The following is a 19,932-nucleotide window of genomic DNA, read 5'->3' as shown; positions in this document are numbered from 1 at the left end:
TTGGCTGATGCGACTACGACACTGACCCGTCGCCGCACCCGGACCGACAGCGACAACAACACTGACCTGGTTCGAGCCTACCTCGACGAAATCGGAACAACCCCGCTGCTGACGGCGACCGAGGAGGTCGACCTGGCCAAGCGGATCGAAGCAGGCGTGTACGCCGCGGAGCTGCTGCGGGCCGCCGACGCCGGTGAGCGCGACCTGCCCGCGGACCGGGAGCGGCTGGAAGCCGTGGCCCGGGACGGCGCGCTGGCCAAGGACCACATGGTGCGCGCCAACCTGCGGCTGGTGGTCACGGCGGCACGCAAGAGCAGGCACACCAGCCTGCCGCTGCTCGACGCCATCCAGGAGGGCAACCTCGGCCTGATCCATGCCGTGGAGAAGTTCGACTACACGAAGGGCTTCAAGTTCTCCACCTACGCGATGTGGTGGATCCGGCAGGCGATCCAGCGGGGCAACGCCTTCCAGAGCAACACGATCCGGCTGCCGATGCACACCTCGGAGCAGGTGGCCAGGCTCGACCGGCTCGAGCGCACCCTGCAGTCGCAGAGCGACCACGAGCCGACCGTCGAGGAACTGGCCGCCGCGGCCGATCTCCCTGTGGACAAGGTCGTGGAGCTGCGCAGGGCGGGCCAGTCCACGGTGAGCCTGGACGTGCCGCTCGACGCCGAGGGCGAGCTGCGCCTCGGTGACCTGGTGACCGGTGGCTCGGCGCCGGGCGTTGGCGAGGCACTCGAGCGGGAGGCGATGGTGACCGACCTGCACGCGGCACTGGACACCCTGCCGCCCGCCGAGGCACAGGTGGTCTCGCTGCGGTACGGGCTGGCCGACGGCCACCAGCACACCATCCCGGACATCGCGCGCAGGCTCGGGCTGACCCGCAAGCGCGTGCGCACCCTGGAGCAGCGGGCCCTGCTCCAGCTGCGCGACCCGCGGCACTCCCGCACGCTGCTGGAGTGGGCCAGCTGAGACACAGCCGCTCACCAGGTGCTCCGCGCCGGCATCGGCTCTAGGATCGGCTCGTGGATCTGCCCGTGATGCCGCCGGTCAAGCCGATGCTGGCCACGCTGGTGCGCGAGATGCCGCGCGAGCCCGGCCTGCTCTACGAGCCGAAGTGGGACGGCTTCCGGTGCATCGTGTTCCGCGACGGAGACGAGCTGGAGCTCGGTTCGCGCAACGACCGTCCGCTCACGCGGTACTTCCCGGAGCTCGCCGACCTGCTCGCCGAGGCGCTGCCACCCCGCTGCGTGGTCGACGGCGAGGTCGTCATCGTCACCGATGCCGGGCTCGACTTCGACGCGCTGCAGCTGCGCCTGCATCCCGCCGCCTCGCGGGTCCGCAAGCTGGCCGGCGAGACCCCGGCCAGCTTCGTCGCGTTCGACCTGCTCGCGCTCGGCGACCGCGACCTGACGGCCGAGCCGTTCCACGAACGGCGCAGGCTGCTGGAGAGCATCCTCGACACCGCGCCCGCCCGCGTGCACCTCACCCCGCTGACCGGGGATCCGGACGTGGCGCAGGACTGGTTCACCCGGTTCGAGGGCGCCGGCTTCGACGGCGTGATGGCCAAGTCGCCCGACCTGGCCTACGAGCAGGACCGGCGCACGATGTGGAAGGTCAAGCACGAGCGCACCGCCGACTGCGTCGTGGCCGGATTCCGCTGGCACAAGGACGGCAAGGGCGTCGGCTCGCTGCTGCTCGGCCTCTACGACGACGAGGGCACGCTGCACCATGTCGGCGTGGCCAGTGGGCTGGCGGCAGCGCGGCGCCGGGAGCTGGTCGACGAGCTCGCGCCGCTGCGGGAGAACGCGCTGGACGGACACCCGTGGCGGCGGTGGGCCGAGGCGCACGCCGAGGCGGGCGGGCGCATGCCCGGCGGGATGAGCCGCTGGTCGGTGGGCAAGGACCTGTCGTGGGAGCCGCTGCGGGCCGAGCTGGTCGCCGAGGTCCGCTACGAGCACGTCCAGGCGGGCCGGTTCCGGCACGGGGGCAGGCTGGTGCGGTTCCGGCCGGACCGCGCCCCGGAGTCGTGCACGTACGCCCAGCTGGAGGAGGTGCCGCCCGCGGAGCTGGCGGCCCTGTTCGAGGAGGTGCGCGCGTGAGCGGCGAGGCGGTCACACTCGACATCGGCGGCACCGAGGTGACCGTCTCCAGCCCGGGCAAGGTGTTCTTCGCCGAGCGCGGCGAGACCAAACTCGACCTGGTGCGCTACTACCAGGCGGTCGCGGGTCCGCTGCTGGCCACGCTCGGTGGCCGCCCGCTGCTGATGGAGCGCTACCCGAGCGGCGCCGGGGGCAAGTCGTGGTTTCAGAAGCGCGTCCCCAAGTCGGTGCCCGACTGGCTGCGCACGACCGTCGTGGCCACGCCCAACGGCACCACCAGCGACGCGCTCGTGGCCGCCGACCTGGCGCACGTGATCTGGGCGGTGAACCTGGGCTGCCTCGGCTTCCACGTGTGGCCCTACCGCGCCGAGACACCCGAGGTGACCGACGAGCTGCGCGTCGACCTCGACCCCTCCCCCGGCGTCACGTTCGAGCAGGTGCGGCAGGCCGCGTGGCTGGCGAGGGAGCTGCTCACCGAGCTGGGCATCGAGGCGCACGTGAAGACCACCGGCTCCCGCGGGCTGCACCTGTACGTGCGGCTGGAACCGCGCTGGGACAGCTACCAGGTGCGCGCGGGCGCGGTGGCGCTGGCGCGTGCGCTGGAGCGGCGCCACCCCGGCCTCGTCACCGCCCAGTGGTGGAAGGAGGAACGCGGCGCGCGCGTGTTCGTCGACTTCAACCAGAACGCACCCCACAAGACGGTGTTCGGCGCCTGGTGCGTGCGGCCCCGCGCCGGGGCGCAGGTGTCGGCGCCGATCGGCTGGGACGAGCTGGACACCGTCGAGCCGGACACGCTGACCATCGCGACCGTGCCCGCCCTCGTGGCCGAGCGGGGCGACCCGTGGCGGGGCATGGACGAGCGTCCGCAGTCGCTGGAACCGCTGCTGGAGATGTCGCGCGCGGACCTGGCCGCCGGGCTGATGGACGCGCCGTGGCCACCCGTGTATCCCAAGCAGCCCAACGAGCCGCCGAGAGTCGCGCCGAGCCGCGCCAAACGCGACTGACGCTCAGCCCGCGGCGACCGTGCCACGGCCGACGGCCTCGCGCCGGGCCGTCGCCTTCTCGTCGGCGGCCGCGAGCAGGAAGAACAGCGGCGGCAGGACCACCTCGACGGCCGTCAGCACGAGCTGGAACCACTGCGGCTGGCCATGGATGAGCAGGGAAACCATCCGGCCCGCCGCGCCGAGCAGGAACACGCCGGCGAGCCAGCGCACCGCCCGCGCCGGGATCGGCGACTGCCGGGCCGCCCAGATCCAGGCGAGGCCATAGCCGAGGAAGATGGCGCCGTAGAACCGTTCCCGGCTGTCCACGGTGGCACCTGCCGAGCCCTCGCCGGGTACCGAGTCGATGCCCAGAGCCAGATGGACGACACCGATCGCCACGCAGGCGATCCCCATGACCAGCGTGAGCCACTTCAGCGTCCGCGCCACGATGCGCACCCTCCCTTATTAGACAGACGTCTACTAGGGACGGTAGGACCGTTAGTAGACGTCTGTCAACTAAGGTGGCAAGCGTGAGCACCCGCCGCAGGCTCGACCCCGCCCAGCGCCGCACCGAACTGCTCGACACCGGTGCCCGGCTCTTCGCGGCCAGGCCGTACGAGGACGTGCTGATGGAGGACGTCGCCGAGCAGGCCGGGATCTCCCGGGCGCTGCTGTACCGCTACTTCCCCAGCAAGCGCGACCTGTTCGCGGCGGTGTACCGGCAGGCCGCGGACCGGCTGCTGGGTGAGGCCACCTTCGACCCGGCCGGGTCGCTGACCGAGCAGGTGTCCGCCGCGCTCGACGCGCACATCGACTACTTCGTGGCCAACCGGAACACGGTGCTCGCCGCGAACCGGTCGCTCGCTGGCGATCGGGTGATCCAGACCATCATCGACGAGGAGTGCGCCGCGCTGCAGCAACGCCTGCTCGACGCGACGGGATTCGAGAACCGCACGCGGGATCTGGTGGCCGCCGTGCTGATGAGCTGGCTGATGTTCGTGCGCACGCTCTGTGTGGACTGGCTGGCGAACCGGACATGCTCGCGCGAGGAACTGCGGGACATCTGCCTCGGTGCCCTGCGGGGCGCGCTGAACCCCGTCGTGCGCTTCGACTAGCGCGGAGAGCCAACGCACCAACACCAAGACGGCCAAACACACCGGGTGCCCGGCATGTTGGCCGTCTGGGGCGTCGTGTTGGCCGGTCAGGACTTCTTCTTGCCCTTGCTGCGCGCCTGGGCCGTGCGCTTGCCGCTGGCCTTCTGCAGCGCGTCGACCAGCTGCTGCTTGCTCATGGTCGAGCGGCCACTGATGTCGAGCTCCCTGGCCCGCTCGTACAGATGCTGCTTGCTCGCGTTGGCGTCCACGCCACCGGCGGTCTTCGCCGTCCGCTGGCCTGCGCCCCGTTTGGCCTGCTCGTCGGAGGGGCCACGGTGTTCCTTCGGCTCCCAGCGGTCGCCGACCTTCTCGAACGAGTGCTTGAGCGCGGAGTACGCCGTCTGGTGGGCACGCCTGCCCTCACCGTAGGTCTCGACCGCGGAGTCGTGCGCCTTCATCCAGGTTCGCTGCGCCTTGCGCGGGGAGCGCTGCAGCGTGCTCGGAAGTTCCTCTCGTGCAGGCATCGCCTAACCTCCTTGCCTGTTCACCGCGAGGATTTCCTGGTCAGCGCCTCGGCAAACACCCGCAGGTCAATGACCACTCGGGTAGGTCTCCGCCTCGCGGGGCACCGGCTCGTGTTCCAGCGGGTGCAGCGGGGTGAGCGCCGTGGTGTAGTCGCAGTGCACGAACGCGTCGTACCGGCGGGAGAGCACGGTGGGCACGTAGTTGCCGAGCCGCTCGGCATCCGGCCGGTACACGACCCCGATCGCGCGGTGGTCGCTCACCTCGCTCGCCCAGCCACCGTCGGAGTCGGGGCCGCCGAACACGAACACGGCGTTGCGGTCGGGCACGGCTTCGTGCAGCAGCGCCTCGGTGCTGCCGCGCCGTGCCTCGGGCACGCGCATATGCCGGGGCGGCGCGCCCCAGAAGTCGGCCGCCGTGACCGTTCCCCGGTGGCTGCCGAAGCCGACCGCCACCACCCCGTCGCCGGCGTGCCGTTCGCGCACGAGCTGTCCGACGTTGACCATGCCCGCGGCGGCCATGTCGGTGGCGCGTGCATCGCCGATGTGGGTGTTGTGCTCCCATACGACCGCCTTCGACTCCGGCCCGTACACCTCGGCGAGCCGGTCCAGCGTGTCGGTCATGTGGCAGTCGCGCACGTTCCAGGAGGCGCTGCCGCCGCGCACCATCTCGCGGTAGTAGCGCTCGGCTTCGGCGACGATCTCGGCGTTCTGCCTGGCGACGAACCGCGCATCGAGCCCGGGCAGCGGTGTCTCGTCGGCCCCGCCCCGCAGCTGGGCGAGCATGCGCACGACGTCGTCCTCGCAGCCGCTCGGCACGATCGCGCGGGCGTAGCCGTAGGCCTGCGGATCCTCGCCGTACGGGTCGAAGCACCGCATCGCCTCCAGCGCGGCGTCGACGTGGTCCGGCTCGTGCTCTCGCAGGTAGGCCAGCACCGCGCGCAGCGAGTCCCACAGGCTGTAGACGTCGAGCCCGTGGAAGCCCACCGGCACGTCCGCGAAGCGCTGTGCGTTGAATCCGCGCAGCCAGCGCGCGAAGTCGGCCACCTCCTCGTTGGCCCACATCCAGCGCGGCCACCGGTCGAACGAGCGCAGCACCTCCTCTGGGTCGTCCGGCTGCCCGGGCGCACCCGCGAGGCAACAGTGCAGCCGGTGGCAGTCGGGCCAGTCGCCCTCGACGGCGACGAAGGAGAACCCGCGCTCGGTGATGAGCCGCTTCGTCAGCTCGGCGCGCCACCGGTAGAACTCGGCCGTGCCGTGGGACGCCTCGCCCAGCAGCACGAACCGGGCGTCGCCGATGCGCTCCAGCAGGGGGTCGAGGTCGTCGACACCGGCCAGCGGCCGCGCAGCCGCCCGAACCGCGTCGACCGTGGTGCTGCGGTCCCTCATGTCCACGGGCAGTGCCCGGCGGACCCCCGGGCTAAACCTCGTTCAGCGCGCGGTGGCGGGCACCCGGCGCACCACGTGGTCGACGAAGCCGTACTCCCTGGCCTCGTCGGCGGTGAACCACCGGTCGCGGTCGGCGTCGGCGAGGATCCGCTCCACGGGTTGCCCGGTCTGCTGCGCGGTCAGCTCGGCGATGTGGCGCTTCATGTCACCGAACACCTTCGCCTGGATGCCCACGTCGGTGGCCGTGCCCTGGATGCCCGCCGACGGCTGGTGCATCACCAGCCGCGCGTTCGGCAGCGCGTGCCGTTTGCCCGGCGTACCCGAGGACAGCAGGAACTGCCCCATCGACGCCGCGAACCCGAGCGCCCAGGTGGAGACGTCCGGCTCGATCAGCTGCATGGTGTCGTAGATGGCCATCCCGTCGCGCACGGAACCGCCGGGTGAGTTGATGTAGAACTTGATCTCGGCGGCCGAGTCCTCGGCGGCGAGCAGCAGCAGCTGCGCGCAGATCCGGTTGGCGACCTGGTTGTCCACTTCGGATCCCAGGAAGACGATCCGCTCGGCGAGCAGCCGGTCGTACACCGAGTCGGACACGCCAGCGCTGTCCGAGGACCGCAGTTCCGGCGGGGTCAGTGGCTCCATCGCGGTAGTCATGGCGCTGACGCTAGCGATCGCGGTGCGCCATGGCGGCCGTGTTCGCTCACGGCGTTGTTCGCCCACGGCGGAGCCGACTGTGATATCGCACCGAAAAGCACTCGGCCGTACCCGCCGGTCTGTGACACTGGTGACGTGCTGTGGCTCGAACTCGAAGGTGCGGTCAACATTCGCGACGTCGGTGGCATCCCCACCGACGACGGTGGCACGACGGAGCCGGGACGGCTGCTGCGGGCGGACAACCTGCAGAGCCTGTCGTCGGCGGACATCTCCTACCTGGTGGACACGATCCGGCTGAACACGGTGGTCGACCTGCGCACGGTCACCGAGGTGCAGGCCGAGGGGCCCGCTCCCCTGACGAAGTACGCGCAGGTCAAGCACGTGCATCACTCCCTGCTGCCCGAGCACGCCTGGGGCGCGAACTCGGGCGACGCGCTGCTCACGCGGCGCGCGCAGGAGCAGGCGCGCTACCCGGCCGACCCGACGTGTGCCCACTACCTCGGCTACGTGGAGCACCGGCCGGACAGCATCGTCGGCGCGCTGCGCGCCATCGCCGAGTCGTCCGGGCCCGCGCTGGTGCACTGCGCGGCGGGCAAGGACCGCACCGGCGTGGTGGTCGCCTTCGCGCTGAGCGTTGCCGGAGCGCGCCGGGACGCCATCGTGCGCGACTACGCCGCCACCGGCGAGCGGATCGTGGCGATCGTCGAGCGGCTGCGTTCCTCGGCGACCTACGCCGAGGACGTCGACCGGGTCACGCTCGACAAGCACCGGCCGCGGCCGGAGTCGATGGCGGCGTTCCTCGACCAGATCGACGCCCGCTACGGCGGCGTGCACAGCTGGCTCGCCGAGCACGGGTTCGGCGACGACGACATGGGGCGTCTGCACGGCAAGCTCCGGGGCTGACCCCGGTTCCGTCCGGCGAAGCCGGGCCCGTCACGGACGGGCCCGGCTTTTTCGTGCGCTGCCCGGGCTTGACAAAGCCAGTCCCCTGGCTCCATGGTTACCTACATGACTAATGAACCATCGGACCGACGTGGTTGGTACCGGACGCGATGAAGGACGACGGCCGGCCGCTGTTCCTGCAGATCGCCGAGCAGATCGAGAACGCGATCATCGACGGTTCCCTGCCGGAGGAGTCGCGGGTGCCGTCGACCAATGAGCTGGCCGCGTTCCATCGCATCAACCCGGCGACGGCGGCCAACGGCATCAGCCGGCTGGTGTCCGACGGGTTGCTCTACAAACGAAGGGGGATCGGGATGTTCGTGGTGAGCGGAGCGCGCGAGCTGCTTCTGCAGCGCCGCAGGGAGTCGTTCGGGCACGCCTACATCGCTCCGCTGCTCGCCGAGGCGCGCAAGCTCGGCATGGATGCCGAGGATCTGAAGAAGATGATCGACGCCTGGCGGGAGGACTGACCATGGCCGTGGCACGCATGCACGACGTCACGAAGCGCTACGGCGACTTCGCCGCCCTGTCCGGCGTCAGCCTCGGGCTGGCGGAGAACCGCATTCACGGCCTGCTCGGCCGCAACGGAGCGGGCAAGACCACCATCATGCAGATTCTCACCGGGCAGAACTTCGCGACCACGGGTCAGGTCGAGGTTTTCGGTGAGCACCCGTACGAGAACGAGCGCGTGCTGCGCAACGTCTGCTTCATCAAGGAGGCGCAGCGCTATCCCGACATCTTCTCGGTGCGGCACGCGTTCGCGGCCGCACGCCTGCTCTACCCGAACTGGGATCAGGAGTTCGCCGAGCAGCTGACGGCGGAGTTCGACCTGCCGGTCAAGCGCAACGTCAAGAAACTGTCCCGGGGGCAGCTCTCGGCGGTGGGCGTGATCATCGGTCTGGCGGCGCGGGCACCGCTGACCTTCTTCGACGAACCGTACCTGGGGCTGGACGCGGTGGCCCGGCACACCTTCTACGACCGGCTGCTCGCCGACTACGCCGAGCACCCGCGCACGATCGTGCTGTCGACGCATCTCATCGACGAGGTGGCCGACCTCATCGAGCACGTGGTGGTGGTCGACCACGGCCGCGTGCTGCTGGACGAGGACGCCGACCTGCTCCGCTCGCGGGCCGTGACGGTCAGCGGCCCCACGCAGGCGGTGGAGGCGTTCGCCCACGGCTACACCGAGCTGCACCGGGAACGTATGGGCGGCTTTCTGCGCGTGACCCTGGAAGGCGCGGAGCCGGACCACGAGACGGACAGCCTGCAGTTCGAGCCGGTCTCGCTGCAGGAGCTGGTCGTGCGGACCACGCAGCAGGCGGGCGGGCAGGAGCTCGTCGGCACGGCCAACGGCAAGGGGGGTCACCGATGAGTCTGGTGTGGAGAGTTGTGCGCATCCAGTTCGTCAACTGGCTGATGGCGCTCGGGTTCCCGGTTCTGATCCTGGCGCTGGCTTTCCTGGGCAACGTGGGCGTCTTCGCGGTGATCAGCGACGTCGCTCCGCCGGAGGGGCGGATCACCGGCGGGATGGTGTCGATCTATCTCACGCTGCTGATCGCACACCTGCAGACGATGACGCAGTTCTTCCCCTTCGCGCTGGGCCTCAGCGTCACGCGGCGGGTGTTCTTCGCGGCGACGTCGATGTTCATTCTCGGCCAGGCCCTGCTCTACTCCGTACTGCTGTACGGGATGCGGCTCATCGAGGAGGCCACGAACGGTTGGGGGCTGCACGTCCGGTTCTTCGGGCTGCCGTTCATGGAGACGTCGAACCCGGTGCTGCAGCTGCTCGTGTATCTGGTGCCGTTCCTGTTTCTGTCCTTCCTCGGCGTCTACACGGGCATCGTGCTGAAGCGGTGGGGCGCCTTCGGCGTCTGGACACTGTGGATCGGAATCGCCGCGGCCGCGATCGCACTGGCCGTCCTCGCCACCTGGCGGGGCTGGTGGCCCGCCGTGGGCCGGTTCTTCACCGAGCAGTCGGCGTTCAGCCTGTTCGCCGGCTACCCGTTCATCCTGGCGGTGCTGCTCGCCGGCCTCGGCTACCTGACACTGCGCCGCGCAACGGCGTAGCCGGAAAGGGGGATCCACAGCGCGCGGTGCCTGCCGGGCACCGCGCGCTGTGTGTTAGCGTTGCACATATCGATCAGTCATTGCAATATGTGCAACGGGAGGGTCAGTGAGTGCTGCCGACGTGCTGACGATCGGCGAGACCATGGTGATGGTGACGCCGCAGCCCGGCGGCAGGCTCGACGCCCGGTCAACCTTCCTCCTCCGGCCGGGAGGCGCCGAGTCCAATGTCGCCGCGTCGCTCGCCATGCTCGGGCACTCGGCGGCGTGGGCCAGCGCGGTCGGAGCGGACCCGCTGGGCGATCTCGTCGTCGACACGCTGCGCGGCCATGGCGTGGACGTCTCCCTGGTCCGCAGGGACCCGCGGCGGCCCACCGCCGTCTATTTCAAGGACCCGGCACCCACGGGAACCTCCGTCTACTACTACCGGACGGGTTCGGCCGCGTCGGCGCTGAGCACCGGCGACCTCGCGGCGTGGGCGGCGCGCCACCCGCGTGTCACCCACCTCACCGGCATCACGCCCGCCCTGTCGAAGCCGTGCCACGACCTCGTCCGGCGGCTGGTGCACGATCGCCCGCTCGCGCCGTCGCTGCTGAGCTTCGACGTCAACCACCGCGCGGCCCTGTGGCCGGACGGCGGCGGCGACGAGCTCCGCGCACTGGCACGGGCGTCGGACGTCGTGTTTGTGGGCAGGGACGAGGCCCACACGCTGTGGGGCACGACCACGGCCGAGAGTGTGCGGGCGCTGCTGCCCGAACCTCCGTATCTCATCGTCAAGGACGCGGAGGTGGAGGCCGTGGCGTTCACGCCGTCCGGAACCTACCGGGAGCCGTCGTGCCGCGTCGAGGTGGTGGACGCGGTCGGCGCGGGCGACGCGTTCGCGGCGGGCTGGCTCAGCGGGTTGCTCGACGGGCTCGACGAGCCGGAGCGGCTGCGGCTGGGGCACCGCCTGGCGGCGCGGGTGCTGCGCTCGCCGTCCGACCTCGCCGGCCTCTCCCCCGCCGACCGGAAGGGAGTGGGCAGCCATGTCGCAGACGGTCGCCCGCGCGCTTGACGTCATCGGCTTCGTCTCCGGTCGGCACCGTTCGCTCGGCGACGTGGCCGAGCATCTCGGTGTGCACAAGTCCACCGCGCTGCGCCTGCTGCAGACTCTGGAGGACCGCGGCTTCGTGCGCCGCGTGCCCGAGGGCCGCTACGCGATGGGTTTCCAGCTGATCGCGCTCGGCCAGCTGGCGCTCGACCAGGTCGAGGCGCGCTCGCTGGCGCACCCGGTGCTGCGCGAGCTGGCCGGGCGGCACGGCCACACCGTGCATCTCGGCGAGCTGTCCGGCGAGCACATCGTGTACGTCGACAAGGTCGACGGCACGGGCAGTGTCGCGATGGGTTCGCGGATCGGACTCCCCGCGCACACGCACACGGCGGCAGTGGCGAAGGTCGTCGTCGCGCACCAGGATGCCGAAACCCGGGACCGTCTCCTTACCACGGCCACGTTCCACCGCTTCACCGGCACCACCATCACGAGCCGGCGCGAGCTGGAGCGGCAGCTGGATCTCGTGCGCCATCGCGGGTGGGCCGAGGACGACGGCGAGCACGAGGACTACATCAACTGTGTGGCGTTGCCGGTGTTCGACGCGCGCGGCCGGGTGACGCACGGGATCTCGGTGACGGCCCTGCGCGCGGTGGCACCGCTCGACGAGCTACGGCGGCACCTGGACGACTTTCGCGCGGCGGCCCACGAGGTGTCCCGTGCGCTGGGCTGGAGGGGAGAAGGGCATGGACAGCGCTGAGTTCTTCGAGCGGCATCTGGGCAGGCATCCGGTGGTCGGCATCTTCCGGGGCCTGAGTCCCGATGCGACGGTGGCGATGTGCGAGCAGGCCTGGGAGTTCGGCGTCGAGCTGGTCGAGGTGCCCGTGCAGACGCCGGACGCGCTGCCGTCGTTGCGGGCGGCCCTGGACGCTGCTCGCGGCACCGGCAGGGTCGTCGGCGCGGGCACGGTCACCACGGCCGAGCAGTTCCGCGCCGTACGTGAGCTCGGTGTGGGCTTCACCGTCGGCCCCGGGCTGCACGCCGAGGTCGTGGCGGCGTCGCGGGCGGCGGGACTGCCGCACCTGCCCGGTGTCGCGACGGCCACGGAGATCGCGAAGGCGCTCGCGGAAGGGCTCAGCTGGCTCAAGGCGTTTCCCGCGGCACAGCTGGGGCCCGGATGGATCTCCGCTCAGCGGGGTCCGTTCCCGGAGGTGCGGTTCGTTGCCACCGGCGGGATCGACGCGGGCAACGCGGCCACGTTTCTGGCCGCGGGCTGCCGCGGAGTCGCCGTCGGCTCGGCGCTGTCCGACCCGGAGGCTCTGGCCGCGTTGAGCGAGGCGATCAGGGGCCGCCCGTGAGGCGGGCGAGCAACCGGCTCGTCGCCCGGCCGCCGGTGTCGAGGTAGTCCTCGGTGAGGACGGTGAACCCGGCGGGCAGCCGGTCTCCGAGCTCACCGTGGCGGACATGCCAGCGGCGTGACCCGATGGCGTCCCGGTCGGCCAGCGCCTCCCAGCCGAGCAGTCCGCCCGGACGCACCGCGGCGCACGCGACACGGAAGGCGCTCGCATCCCAGTAGCGAGTGGCGAGCACGAGGGCGAACCGGCGCTGTGGCCGGTAGGAGGGCACATCGGCCTCGACACACCGGACGCCGAGGCCTCGCCGCCGGGACTCTGCGGCCAGCTGCGCGAGCGCGACGTCCGAGACATCAACAGCCACCACCTCTCGGCCGGTCTCGGCCAGCACGAGGGCGCTTCCGGACGGTCCGCACGCCAGCTCCAGCACAGGCCCGTCCGGCAGACCGGCCGCGAGCGCCTCGGCGACCAGCGGGTGCGGCTCGAAGGTCGGTGCGGCAGCCTCGTAGCGGGCGTTCCAGCGCCGCCGGTCGTCGGCCGCGGTCACAGCTTCTGAGCGAACTCGACGACATTGCCGTCCGGGTCGGCAATGTGCAGGGTCCGCTCGCGCCACGGCCGGTCGACGGGCCCGGTGAGGATCGGCACGCCGGCCTCCCGCAACCGGCGCGCCTCGGCATCCACGTCCTCGACGATGAACCCGATCTCGCCGCATGGTGCGCTGCCACCCTCACCGCCGATGAGTTCCGGCAGCTTGGTGCGCTCGAACAAGGCGAACTTGGTGTTGTCCATCGTGAACTCGACATAACCGTCACCCTCGATCCGTACCTCGAACCCGAGCACGTCGCGGTAGAACTCGACGGAGCGGGCGAGCGACTCCACATACCAGATCACGTAATCGATGCGCGGCATTGCTCCACCGTAACGGCCGCCGCCGAGCCCGCGGACCGCTCAGCACAGCGCTGGCGCTGGTAGTCGATGTCTCGGACACCCCATCATGGTAGCGCGATACTCGAACACCTGAGCGAATACGATCGGGTGATCTGCCAAGCCTCCACTGACAGAGGACCGGGTTGTTCGGACAGATCGGGTTCGGTGGAAGCATCGCGGGCATGGCGAAGCTTCAGGTGACGGCGAAGACGAAGATCTTCCGCATCGAGATCGTGCTGGTCGATGCCGAACCGCTCATACGACGGGTGGTCGAGGTGCCGGGCGACATGAGCCTGGCGGTGTTGCACCAGGTCGTGCAGGCAGCGATGGGCTGGCAGAACGCGCATCTGTACGAGTTCGACATCCACCGTGTCCGCTACGGGCCGCCCGACCCGGACTGGGATGACGGCGTGGTCGATGACTCCGCGGTGACGCTTTCTCGGCTGGTGGGGGCGGGCGATACGGCGGGCTATGTCTACGACTTCGGTGACGACTGGCAGCACCTGCTGACCGTCGAGGCGGTCACGGCTCCGGAGCCCGGAGTGCGCTACCCGCGCTGCGTCGACGGTCAGGGAGCGTGCCCACCCGAGGACGTTGGCGGGGTGCCGGGCTATGCGGAGTTCGTCGAGGGACTCGGGGACCCGGCGCATCCTGAGCACACCGAGCTGGTCGAGTGGTGGGGGTCGGACCGCGTTGACCCGCACCACTTCGACCTCGCCGCGGCCGACCGCGCACTGGAGCGGCTGGCCTGGACCCCGCTCCCCGCCGGCCGAGCCTGACCCGCACCGTCTGCCCAGCCGAGCGCAGAACTCGCGGACCTGAGCGCAGGACTCGCGGGCTTGAGCGCAGGACTCGCGGGTCTGCCGGCCGTCAGGCGTTGACCTTGTCCGGGACCGTGAAGTCGTCCAGGGTGCCCGGGTTGCGGGTCGCACCGGTGCGGGCGTGTGTGGCGTAGAGGGTGAGGCCGACGAAGGTCAGCCCGCCCACCAGGTTGCCGACCACGGTCGGAATCTCGTTCCAGATGAAATAGTCGGCAACGGAGAAGTCGCCGCCCAGCATCAGCCCGGAGGGGAACAGGAACATGTTGACGACCGAGTGCTCGAAGCCCATGTAGAAGAACACCAGGATGGGCATCCACATGGCGATGACCTTGCCGGACACCGACGTCGACATCATCGCGGCCACGACGCCGGTGGACACCATCCAGTTGCACAGCACGCCACGGATGAACAACGTCAGCATGCCCGCCGCACCATGATCGGCGTAGCCGACGGTGCGGTCGGTGCCGATCTCGCCGAGCCGTTGGCCGATCTCGTTGGGATCCACGGAGAATCCGAACGTCACGATCACGGCCATCATCAGCGCCACGGTCAGCGCACCGGCGAAGTTGCCGACGAACACCAGGCCCCAGTTGCGCAGGATGGACCTGACCCGCACCCCGGGCCGCCGGTCGAGCAAGGCGAGCGGCGCCAGAGTGAACACGCCCGTCAAGAGGTCGAAGCCCAGCAGGTACAACATGCAGAACCCGACGGGGAACAGCAGCGCGCCAACGAGGGCGTTGCCTGTCTGCACGGTGACCGTAACGGCGAACGCGGCGGCCAGCGCCAGGATGGCGCCCGCCATGTACGCCCGGATCACGGTGTCGCGGGTGGACATGAAGACCTTGGCCTCACCCGCGTCGATCATCTTGGCGACGAAATCAGGCGGATTCACATACGACATGGGGCTGGCTCTCTCGCTGGGGATCGGTCAGGGCGGTGGGGAACTCGACCCGCACGAGTCTGAGCGCGCGACGTTTCCTGCGGATGACGCCGCTGCGAGCATCGAGTCACAGCCCTCTCACGCCCGCCGCCCGGCACCGGTCCCGAAGGTAACGCCGCCGTAACGGCCGCGCCGTTGCGTCGCAACACCACGCCTGCCGACGTGAACACTGCGTGTCGGCGGCCTGCGAGCGTGGCTTCCCCGCCGATCGGCACGGCACGCTGGTCGGCGCCCGCCGACCCGAGGAGCCGACATGACCCCGATCCTGAGCAAGTCCGACGCCGCCGACCTGGTGGTCGCCGCGCGGATCCGCCGTGGCCTTTCCTGGTCCACGATCGCCGAGGAGATCGGCGCACCTCTGGTGTGGACGACCGCGGCCCTGCTCGGCCAGCACCCCATGACCGCCGAGCAGGCCAAGCGGGTGTGCACGCTGCTCGGTCTCGACGAGCCGGTCGCCGAGAGCCTGCAGCGGCAACCCAGCCGTGGCACCGATCCCGCGGTGATGGCCGACCCGACGATCTACCGGTTCACCGAGGCACTGGCGGTGTACGGACCCGCGCTGAAGGAACTGATCCACGAGGAGTTCGGCGACGGGATCATGAGCGCGATCAACTTCCGCGTCGACATCGCCCGCCGCACGGACCCCGACGGTGACCGCGTGGTCGTCACGTTCGACGGCAAGTTCCTCGACTACCGATGGTGAGCGTCCACCGACATGGAGCGGCCCTGCCGCGCCTCGCTCTCGACGGGAGGCACGGCAGGGGCCGCACTACCTGGACGACTGGGTGCCGCCGGTCATCCAGGCAGGGTCTGCCGCCGCGGTGCGGGCACCCGCTTGCCCGCGTCGCCGAACTGTCCACTCCGGACGCGCTGGGTCGCCTGGAATCGAGGGCGCCGGGACAAGCGGAACTCGGCCCGGCACTCGCGAACGGAGACGCCGAGCGCATCGAGAAGCCGGGCGCCCGCGGCACAGTCGGCACAGCGGTCGGCGGAACATGCCGGGCCGGCGCCGTCCAGCTCCACGACAAGGGCACCCGAGGCGGAATCGAGGGCAAGCCGCACCGCGGCCGGCGGTGGCCCGTGCCGCACTCTCCGGCTGACCAGTTCATCGGCGACGAGCACCGCGTCGATCGCCGTGTCGGTGTCCCAGTCCCTCAGCAGCGTCCGCACCTGTGTGCGCACGTCCCCCAGGAACTCACGAGCGCTCCGGGACCGGCCGTTCACCACGCGGGCGCCGTCCGCGTCGTCCGTGTCCTCGTGAACCATCTCGGCCTCCTCACCGACGAGGTCACCGTGTTGTTCGGCTGTATCCACGGCAGACGAATCCGAAACCTCGGCCGGTGATCGAAAACCTGCCAGTCCACTACGGACTGCGACGGGGAAACCGCACCGTACGGCGGCCGCATCGAACACACGGGCCACCCTGGCGACCATGCACGGGCAGCACGGACAGTGGCATGAATCACATGTCGGCACTCGGGCGGCGGTCCAGATGCCAGATCGCCTCGCCCACGATGCGACACGAACGAGGCAAATCGGGCATCTCTCCGCGGAGCAGTTCCAGACCGAGGCGCAGCCACCCGGCCGGTACCCCGCGGGCGGTGAGGATCTCGGCGGTCCAGGCCACGAAGCCGGTGAACAGTTCGCCGTCGTCGAGATACAGCGCGGTCGCGAGGAAGCCGACGATGTGTGCGAGATCCTCCGCCGTGTGCCGGCGCTGCAGATCCGGGAGTTCGCGCAGGACGGGCAGGCGTTCTTCGAGGCCCGCGTAGACGGCCGACACCAGCTGCGGCGAGGACCTCGACACCCGTGCGTGCTCGTGGTCGGCAAGGTGAGGCAGGTCGTCCACGGCCTGCCTGCCGGGGCGCGGACGGGCCAGCGGTTCGGACAGCACGTCGGCGGCCGCGCGGGCGTCGGGCGCCCATCCGTCCGCGCCGAGCAGTCTGGCGTACCGGCCGTCGGGCCCGAACGCGGCTCCGCCCACGATCACCGGGACTCCGGCGGCCTGGCACGCGGTGATGGTGGCGTGTGCCGCCGGCAGCCGGGTCGCGATCGAACCGGACAGCGCGGCCGCATCGGGGCCGGTGCGATGCAGGTGCGCGACGAGGTGAGGCGCGGGTACCTGCGCGCCGAGGTAGTCGACACCGAAACCGCGCAGGGTGAGCACCTCGGCCAGCAATCGCGCAGGCAGCGCGTGCCACTCACCGTCGACGCAGGCCACCGTCACCCTGCCCCGATCAGCGGACCGGCGCTCGCGCGGCACGACGGAGGCGATGACCCGATCGTTGATCGCGGTGGCGGCGTGTTCCTCGGGGACACTGAGCCGGTTGGCCGCCCATTCGCGCCCGACCCGCCGCTGCACGGCGCCCACCACGTCGAGCAGGGCGCCTTCCGCACCCAGCAGTCGCGCCGCACGGGCCACCACCTGGTGCGCGGTGTGCTCGTCGCCCGCGCGGACAGCGTCCCACAGCGCACCGGCGTGTCGCTCGGCCTCGGTGCGGGCATTCCCGAGCGCGGCCTTCACGTCACCGGCTCCCGCGGCGCGGCGACGACGAGCACGGCCATGTCGTCGTGGAGACCGCGCCCGACCCAGTCGGAGGCGAGCATCTGCACCCGTTCCACGACGGCCTCGGCCGGCATGCCGGTGCAGCCGGCGAGCGCCTGCCGGAGACGGTCCTCGCCGAACTGCTCCCCACCCATGGGGCCGCCCCTGCACTCGACGATGCCGTCGGTGAACAGCACGCACGTTTCTCCCGGCGCGAGCAGCACGGTGTCGGTGACCGCCTCGATCTCGGGCAGCGCCCCGACCAGCGTGCCGCGGGAGCGGCACTCCTCGACCCGGCCGTCGAGCCGCAGCACGAGAGGCGGCAGGTGGCCCGCGCAGGTCAGGCGCAGCCGCACCCCGCCTGCCGTCCGTCGCGCCGAGGCCAGCACCAGCGTGGCGAACCGCTTGGGGGACAAGGTGTTCAGCGCGCCGTTGAGCACGCGGAGCATTCGCTCGTGGTCGTCGGCCATGGGCAGCAGGGCGTGCACGGTGTTGCGGATCTTGCCGGTGAGCACCGCGGCGGAAAGGCCCTTGCCGCACACGTCGCCCAGCACCGCCAGGGACTCGTCGCCGTGGGGTCCCGCGCCGGGATGCACGTCGTAGAAGTCGCCGCCGATGTGCTCGGTGTCCTCGGCCGCGCGAAAGCCGCCGGCGAACTCGACCCCCGCGATGCGGCGCGGAGCGGACGGAAGGAGATCGCGCATCAGGGTGTCGGTGATCTGGGACTGCTCGGCGAGCAGCCGCGCCGCCGACATCGCCGCTCCGGCACGGGCGGCGAAGATCCGCGCGAACGCGTCCTCCTCGTCACTGAAGACGCCGTGGCCCGCCCCGCGCAGCAGCACCAGCGCCCCCGCTGGCACCCCGTGCCCCGGCAGCGGCGTCACGACGAGCGAGCCAAGCTCGCCGAACGCCTCCGGAACAGCCCACGACGGAACGGCAGCCGGGTCGACCCAGCGCGAGGGCACGGGCGGAAACCCGCGCAGCGCCTCGGGCAGGCCGGGCAGCTCCTCCGGATCCACCTCGACGTGCAGCGACCTCGGGGCGCCACCGCGGACGCAGACCGTCATCGGCAACCGGCGCCGAGGGGAGGGCGCGATGACGAGCGCGGCGTCGGCCAGATGCCGGGCCGCCAGCTCCGCCGCCGTCTCCCTGCATCTCTGCGGGTTCAGCGACGCCTGCAGGACACTCGACACCTCGGCCAGCACCGACGCGCGCCTGCGCTCGGCCTCCAGTGCGGCATTGGCGCGCCGCGCGTCGGTGTCCTCGACCAGAAACCACGTGACGGAGCCGCCCTCGCGGACCGGGTGCGCGACGAAGCTGCGCTGCCCGAGCCAGCCGCCTGCAGCCTCGGCCGGACGGTCCGGGCTTCCGGCAGCCCGCTCCTGTGCCGACCTCAGCCACTCAGGCGCCACCGTGGCGGGCGCGCCGTCCGGCTGCGCCGCGGGCAGCACCGACCTTGCGGCCGGGTTCACGGCGCGGACCAGACCGTCGTCGACGACGACCACCGGAACCGGCACGACGTCCCACCGGCTCCCGGCCAGCACCGGAGCGCTGGTGACCCTCTCCCGCTGCGCCACAACCGCAGGGTACGGGACTCTGCCGAGACCGCCGCGTGTCCGGCGCGGCGGTCTCGCACCGGCTCACCGGCGGCGTGCCGTGAACAGCAGGTACTCCCACTCCATCGTCCGGGTGCCCGGCGAGAAGTACTCGTCGCCCAGCTCGGCGAGTGCCTCGTCGAGCTGGGCCACCGCGGTGTCGTCGCCCGCCCCCGCGAGCCGGTCGTACACCGCGATCGTGGGCCCGTAGGTGGCCTTGAAGAAGTCGCGGAACTCCTCCCCCGACGTGAACCGGGAGACCGGCAGGATGCGCCGCTGCGCCGTGACGTCGGTGACCCTGTCGCCCAGCAATCCGCGCACGTGCTCCGGATCGCCCCACAGCGGCGGCGGCTGCGCGCCCGCGGGCGGTGGCGCCGCGTAGGGCCGCAGGGTCGCGAACATCCGGCCGATGAAGCCCTCCGGCGTCCAGTTGGCGAGCGCGATCGTGCCACCACTGCGGGTGACCCGCACGAGTTCGTCGGCGGTGGCCTGATGGTGGGGCGCGAACATGACGCCCACGCAGGACAGCACCGTGTCGAACTCGCCGTCGGCGAACGGCAGCGCCTCGGCGTCGGCCTCCGTCCAGGTCAGCGTCACGCCCGCCCGTTCGGCGGATCTGCGCCCCGCCTCGAACAGCTCGGGCGCCAGGTCCGCGGCCACCACCTCGGCGCCCGTGAGCGCGGCCGGGATGGCGGCGTTGCCCGCGCCCGCGGCGACGTCGAGAACGCGCTGACCGGGTCGCACGCGGGCGGCCTCGACGAGAGCGGGTCCGAGGGCCGGGATGACCTCGGTGGCGACGGCGGGATAGTCGCCGGACGCCCACAGTGCACGGTGCCGCGCCTTGAGCACGCGGTCGGCGTCGGTGGTGGTGGTCATGTCTCCTCCGGAAATGGTGGTGGCGGATCGTTGCCGCCGACCACTCTTCGCCCCGGACCGGGCTTTTCACATCCGTGCCGAACACGGAACTTTCGCGGCT

At 71.1% G+C, this 19,932-nt stretch carries 24 protein-coding genes; 13 read left to right on the top strand and 11 right to left on the bottom strand.

Features of this window, described 5'->3' with window-relative positions; genetic code table 11:
• From BAY60_RS17455 to ligD, 3 genes are read left to right on the top strand one after another with little or no spacing between them, the layout of a single operon-like run.
• Entirely contained in the window at positions 1-972 is a 972-nt protein-coding gene (locus BAY60_RS17455; RefSeq protein WP_112281960.1) for a sigma-70 family RNA polymerase sigma factor, read from the top strand.
• Positions 973-1,025: 53 nt separating this feature from the next.
• Entirely contained in the window at positions 1,026-2,102 is a 1,077-nt protein-coding gene (locus BAY60_RS17450; protein ID WP_211330352.1) for an ATP-dependent DNA ligase, read from the top strand.
• A complete protein-coding gene (gene ligD, locus BAY60_RS17445) occupies positions 2,099-3,106 on the top strand; it encodes a non-homologous end-joining DNA ligase (RefSeq protein ID WP_112281959.1) in 1,008 nt (335 codons plus the stop codon). Before BAY60_RS17450 ends, ligD begins: the two co-directional genes overlap by 4 nt.
• A 3-nt stretch (positions 3,107-3,109) precedes the next feature.
• Here ligD and BAY60_RS17440 read toward each other — a convergent pair whose 3' ends face one another.
• Positions 3,110-3,532, bottom strand: a complete 423-nt coding sequence (locus tag BAY60_RS17440; protein ID WP_112282449.1) for a DUF4345 domain-containing protein — start codon at positions 3,530-3,532, stop codon at positions 3,110-3,112.
• An 83-nt stretch (positions 3,533-3,615) separates the two neighbouring features.
• Here BAY60_RS17440 and BAY60_RS17435 point away from each other — a divergent pair, with 83 nt between their 5' ends.
• Positions 3,616-4,200: a TetR/AcrR family transcriptional regulator gene (locus BAY60_RS17435; protein ID WP_112281958.1), complete on the top strand. Its 585-nt coding sequence runs from the start codon at positions 3,616-3,618 to the stop codon at positions 4,198-4,200.
• 86 nt (positions 4,201-4,286) lie between these two features.
• Here BAY60_RS17435 and BAY60_RS17430 read toward each other — a convergent pair whose 3' ends face one another.
• From BAY60_RS17430 to BAY60_RS17420, 3 genes are all read right to left on the bottom strand, one after another.
• The gene (locus BAY60_RS17430) at positions 4,287-4,703 is read right to left on the bottom strand and encodes a ChaB family protein (RefSeq protein WP_112281957.1); all 417 of its coding nucleotides are present in this window, start codon (positions 4,701-4,703) and stop codon (positions 4,287-4,289) included.
• A gap of 66 nt (positions 4,704-4,769) precedes the next feature.
• Positions 4,770-6,089, bottom strand: a complete 1,320-nt coding sequence (locus BAY60_RS17425) for an erythromycin esterase family protein (RefSeq protein WP_112282448.1) — start codon at positions 6,087-6,089, stop codon at positions 4,770-4,772.
• A gap of 42 nt (positions 6,090-6,131) precedes the next feature.
• On the bottom strand, positions 6,132-6,731 hold the full coding sequence (locus tag BAY60_RS17420) for an ATP-dependent Clp protease proteolytic subunit (protein ID WP_170160467.1): 600 nt from the start codon (positions 6,729-6,731) through the stop codon (positions 6,132-6,134).
• Positions 6,732-6,878: 147 nt separating this feature from the next.
• Between BAY60_RS17420 and BAY60_RS17415 the strand changes: the two genes are divergently transcribed.
• The 7 genes from BAY60_RS17415 to BAY60_RS17385 all read left to right on the top strand — a co-directional run bounded on the left by BAY60_RS17415 (position 6,879) and on the right by BAY60_RS17385 (position 12,134).
• Positions 6,879-7,646: a tyrosine-protein phosphatase gene (locus BAY60_RS17415; protein ID WP_112281955.1), complete on the top strand. Its 768-nt coding sequence runs from the start codon at positions 6,879-6,881 to the stop codon at positions 7,644-7,646.
• A 149-nt stretch (positions 7,647-7,795) separates the two neighbouring features.
• Entirely contained in the window at positions 7,796-8,155 is a 360-nt protein-coding gene (locus tag BAY60_RS17410) for a GntR family transcriptional regulator (RefSeq protein ID WP_112281954.1), read from the top strand.
• Positions 8,156-8,157: 2 nt separating this feature from the next.
• Positions 8,158-9,057 (top strand): ABC transporter ATP-binding protein, encoded by a 900-nt coding sequence (locus BAY60_RS17405; protein ID WP_112281953.1) that lies wholly within the window; start codon positions 8,158-8,160, stop codon positions 9,055-9,057.
• Positions 9,054-9,752: a hypothetical protein gene (locus BAY60_RS17400; protein WP_112281952.1), complete on the top strand. Its 699-nt coding sequence runs from the start codon at positions 9,054-9,056 to the stop codon at positions 9,750-9,752. Before BAY60_RS17405 ends, BAY60_RS17400 begins: the two co-directional genes overlap by 4 nt.
• A gap of 106 nt (positions 9,753-9,858) precedes the next feature.
• Positions 9,859-10,803, top strand: coding sequence for a sugar kinase (locus BAY60_RS17395; RefSeq protein ID WP_245992570.1), 945 nt, complete (start codon positions 9,859-9,861; stop codon positions 10,801-10,803).
• On the top strand, positions 10,775-11,536 hold the full coding sequence (locus BAY60_RS17390; protein WP_112281951.1) for an IclR family transcriptional regulator: 762 nt from the start codon (positions 10,775-10,777) through the stop codon (positions 11,534-11,536). Before BAY60_RS17395 ends, BAY60_RS17390 begins: the two co-directional genes overlap by 29 nt.
• Positions 11,523-12,134 (top strand): bifunctional 4-hydroxy-2-oxoglutarate aldolase/2-dehydro-3-deoxy-phosphogluconate aldolase, encoded by a 612-nt coding sequence (locus BAY60_RS17385; protein ID WP_112281950.1) that lies wholly within the window; start codon positions 11,523-11,525, stop codon positions 12,132-12,134. Before BAY60_RS17390 ends, BAY60_RS17385 begins: the two co-directional genes overlap by 14 nt.
• Here BAY60_RS17385 and BAY60_RS17380 read toward each other — a convergent pair.
• The gene (locus tag BAY60_RS17380) at positions 12,118-12,675 is read right to left on the bottom strand and encodes a methyltransferase domain-containing protein (protein WP_112281949.1); all 558 of its coding nucleotides are present in this window, start codon (positions 12,673-12,675) and stop codon (positions 12,118-12,120) included. The genes BAY60_RS17385 and BAY60_RS17380 overlap by 17 nt on opposite strands.
• Positions 12,672-13,037: a VOC family protein gene (locus BAY60_RS17375; RefSeq protein ID WP_112281948.1), complete on the bottom strand. Its 366-nt coding sequence runs from the start codon at positions 13,035-13,037 to the stop codon at positions 12,672-12,674. The genes BAY60_RS17380 and BAY60_RS17375 overlap by 4 nt, the downstream gene beginning before the upstream one ends.
• Before the next feature lie 200 nt (positions 13,038-13,237).
• Between BAY60_RS17375 and BAY60_RS17370 the strand changes: the two genes are divergently transcribed.
• The gene (locus BAY60_RS17370) at positions 13,238-13,834 is read left to right on the top strand and encodes a plasmid pRiA4b ORF-3 family protein (RefSeq protein WP_170160441.1); all 597 of its coding nucleotides are present in this window, start codon (positions 13,238-13,240) and stop codon (positions 13,832-13,834) included.
• A 91-nt stretch (positions 13,835-13,925) separates the two neighbouring features.
• On the opposite strand, the gene BAY60_RS17365 is transcribed toward BAY60_RS17370, so the two are convergent.
• Positions 13,926-14,777 (bottom strand): formate/nitrite transporter family protein, encoded by an 852-nt coding sequence (locus tag BAY60_RS17365; protein WP_112281947.1) that lies wholly within the window; start codon positions 14,775-14,777, stop codon positions 13,926-13,928.
• A 292-nt stretch (positions 14,778-15,069) separates the two neighbouring features.
• Here BAY60_RS17365 and cynS point away from each other — a divergent pair, with 292 nt between their 5' ends.
• Positions 15,070-15,519, top strand: coding sequence for a cyanase (gene cynS, locus BAY60_RS17360; protein WP_112281946.1), 450 nt, complete (start codon positions 15,070-15,072; stop codon positions 15,517-15,519).
• A 92-nt stretch (positions 15,520-15,611) separates the two neighbouring features.
• Here cynS and BAY60_RS17355 read toward each other — a convergent pair whose 3' ends face one another.
• From BAY60_RS17355 to BAY60_RS17340, 4 genes are all read right to left on the bottom strand, one after another.
• Complete coding sequence (locus BAY60_RS17355; protein WP_146771032.1) at positions 15,612-16,082, bottom strand: ATP-binding protein; 471 nt, start codon at positions 16,080-16,082, stop codon at positions 15,612-15,614.
• Between the two features lie 196 nt (positions 16,083-16,278).
• Entirely contained in the window at positions 16,279-17,340 is a 1,062-nt protein-coding gene (locus BAY60_RS17350) for a cobalamin B12-binding domain-containing protein (RefSeq protein WP_112281944.1), read from the bottom strand.
• Positions 17,337-18,938 (bottom strand): PP2C family protein-serine/threonine phosphatase, encoded by a 1,602-nt coding sequence (locus tag BAY60_RS17345; RefSeq protein WP_245992568.1) that lies wholly within the window; start codon positions 18,936-18,938, stop codon positions 17,337-17,339. Before BAY60_RS17345 ends, BAY60_RS17350 begins: the two co-directional genes overlap by 4 nt.
• 63 nt (positions 18,939-19,001) lie before the next feature.
• Complete coding sequence (locus tag BAY60_RS17340) at positions 19,002-19,832, bottom strand: class I SAM-dependent methyltransferase (RefSeq protein WP_112282444.1); 831 nt, start codon at positions 19,830-19,832, stop codon at positions 19,002-19,004.
• Positions 19,833-19,932 lie beyond the last annotated feature (100 nt).

This window comes from Prauserella muralis, assembly GCF_003202285.1.
In the GTDB taxonomy this organism is placed as follows: Bacteria; Actinomycetota; Actinomycetes; order Mycobacteriales; family Pseudonocardiaceae; genus Prauserella_B; species Prauserella_B muralis.
This window is presented reverse-complemented; position numbering and strand designations above follow the sequence as displayed.

Coding starts and splice junctions, on each gene's coding strand:
- BAY60_RS17430 (WP_112281957.1), bottom strand. CDS start 4,703: ATGCCTGCACGAGAGGAACTTCCGAGCACGCTGCAGCGCTCCCCGCGC.
- BAY60_RS17425 (WP_112282448.1), bottom strand. CDS start 6,089: ATGAGGGACCGCAGCACCACGGTCGACGCGGTTCGGGCGGCTGCGCGG.
- BAY60_RS17420 (WP_170160467.1), bottom strand. CDS start 6,731: ATGGAGCCACTGACCCCGCCGGAACTGCGGTCCTCGGACAGCGCTGGC.
- BAY60_RS17410 (WP_112281954.1), top strand. CDS start 7,796: ATGAAGGACGACGGCCGGCCGCTGTTCCTGCAGATCGCCGAGCAGATC.
- BAY60_RS17405 (WP_112281953.1), top strand. CDS start 8,158: ATGGCCGTGGCACGCATGCACGACGTCACGAAGCGCTACGGCGACTTC.
- BAY60_RS17400 (WP_112281952.1), top strand. CDS start 9,054: ATGAGTCTGGTGTGGAGAGTTGTGCGCATCCAGTTCGTCAACTGGCTG.
- BAY60_RS17390 (WP_112281951.1), top strand. CDS start 10,775: ATGTCGCAGACGGTCGCCCGCGCGCTTGACGTCATCGGCTTCGTCTCC.
- BAY60_RS17385 (WP_112281950.1), top strand. CDS start 11,523: ATGGACAGCGCTGAGTTCTTCGAGCGGCATCTGGGCAGGCATCCGGTG.
- BAY60_RS17375 (WP_112281948.1), bottom strand. CDS start 13,037: ATGCCGCGCATCGATTACGTGATCTGGTATGTGGAGTCGCTCGCCCGC.
- BAY60_RS17370 (WP_170160441.1), top strand. CDS start 13,238: ATGGCGAAGCTTCAGGTGACGGCGAAGACGAAGATCTTCCGCATCGAG.
- BAY60_RS17365 (WP_112281947.1), bottom strand. CDS start 14,777: ATGTCGTATGTGAATCCGCCTGATTTCGTCGCCAAGATGATCGACGCG.
- cynS (WP_112281946.1), top strand. CDS start 15,070: ATGACCCCGATCCTGAGCAAGTCCGACGCCGCCGACCTGGTGGTCGCC.
- BAY60_RS17355 (WP_146771032.1), bottom strand. CDS start 16,082: ATGGTTCACGAGGACACGGACGACGCGGACGGCGCCCGCGTGGTGAAC.
- BAY60_RS17340 (WP_112282444.1), bottom strand. CDS start 19,832: ATGACCACCACCACCGACGCCGACCGCGTGCTCAAGGCGCGGCACCGT.